This is a genomic window from Mesorhizobium sp. LEGMi-168a (assembly GCF_058312955.1).
This window is the reverse complement of sequence record NZ_JBZEGV010000110.1, coordinates 1-1,280: the sequence shown is the minus strand read 5'-3', so window position 1 is coordinate 1,280 and position 1,280 is coordinate 1. Positions and strand designations below refer to the sequence as shown.

Here is a 1,280-nt window from a genome sequence, read left to right as displayed (position 1 = left end):
CGTCTCCTGCGCCGTCGACTGTCCTTACGAGGGGGCCGTCGAGCCGGAAGCGGTGAGAGATGTCTCCGAGCGCCTGATCGGCATCGGCTGTCGCGAAGTGGCCGTCGCGGACACGATCGGGCGCGCGAGCCCCGAGCGGGTCGATCGGATGCTGGCCGAGGTCGCCCAAAGCGTTGCCGCCTCGCAGCTCGCCTGTCATTTCCACGACACGTCGGGCCAGGCCCTGGCGAATATGGACGTGGCCTTGGCCTTTGGCATCCGGGTCTTCGACAGCGCCGTCGGCGGACTGGGCGGCTGCCCCTATGCGCCCGGCGCCGCCGGCAACGTCGCCACGGAAGCCGTGGTCGCCCATTTGGCGGCAGCCGGTTACGACACCGGCGTCGACGCCGTGAAGCTTGCGGACGCCCGCGCGCTGGCGCTGCAGCTGAAGGCCGGTGCGGGCCTACGTGGCTGACCCACCGCCTTGGTGGAGAGATGCGCGATCCTGGGGCAAGGAATGGGCAGGCCGGCGCTTCTATGGAACGCTGAGCTGCCCTAATGAACCGCAGCGTACATGATGGCCTCTTCCGTCGCGTTGCGGCGGTCCATTTCCTCGACAATCTTGCCCTGGCGCGCAATGAGGATCCGGTCCGACAGCGTGAGGATTTCCGGCAGATAGGAGGAGATCACCGCGATCGCGATACCCTGGTCGGCGAGCTGGTTGATGAAGGCGTGGATTTCGGCGATGGCGCCGACATCGACGCCGCGCGTCGGCTCGTCGAAAATCACCAGTTTCGGCTTTTGCACCAGCGCCTTGGCGATGACGACCTTCTGCTGGTTGCCGCCCGAGAGCTCGATGACCTTCGCGTTGGGGTCGATGGCGCGGATGTTCAGGCGCTTGCGCCAGTCTTCGGCGAGCGAGCGCGCCTGCCGCATCGAGATGATGTTCAGGCCTCCGTAAGGCTGGCCGCCGAGATGACCCATATAGATGTTCTCGGCGATGCTCATCGTCTCGAAAAAGCCCTCGGCCTTGCGCTCCTCGGTAACGTAGACGATGCCGTCGCGGACGGCGGGCGCCGGCACCAGATAGCGTTTGGGCTGGCCGCCGATCTTCACCTCGCCGCCGTGGAAGAAGTCGCGCTTGAGCACGCCGCTGACAACTTTCAGCGTCTCGGTGCGGCCGGACCCGACCAAGCCGAAGATACCCGTCACCTGGCCGGCATAAAGCGAGAAGGACGTGTTGCGGACCATGTTGCCCATGGACAGGTTCTCGACCGAAAGCACCTTCGGCCCGCGCGGCC

Annotated in this window: 2 protein-coding genes; one reads left to right on the top strand and one right to left on the bottom strand. The window is 66.1% G+C overall.

Annotated features, from left to right (window positions below; all coding sequences use genetic code 11):
• The coding region (locus tag AC4FWB_RS34240) for a hydroxymethylglutaryl-CoA lyase-like TIM-barrel protein (protein ID WP_491030620.1) at positions 1-454 on the top strand (454 nt) is incomplete at its 5' end.
• An 80-nt stretch (positions 455-534) separates the two neighbouring features.
• Here the strand turns inward: AC4FWB_RS34240 and AC4FWB_RS34235 are convergent.
• Positions 535-1,280: ATP-binding cassette domain-containing protein (locus AC4FWB_RS34235; protein WP_491030619.1), on the bottom strand; the 746-nt coding region annotated here is incomplete at its 5' end.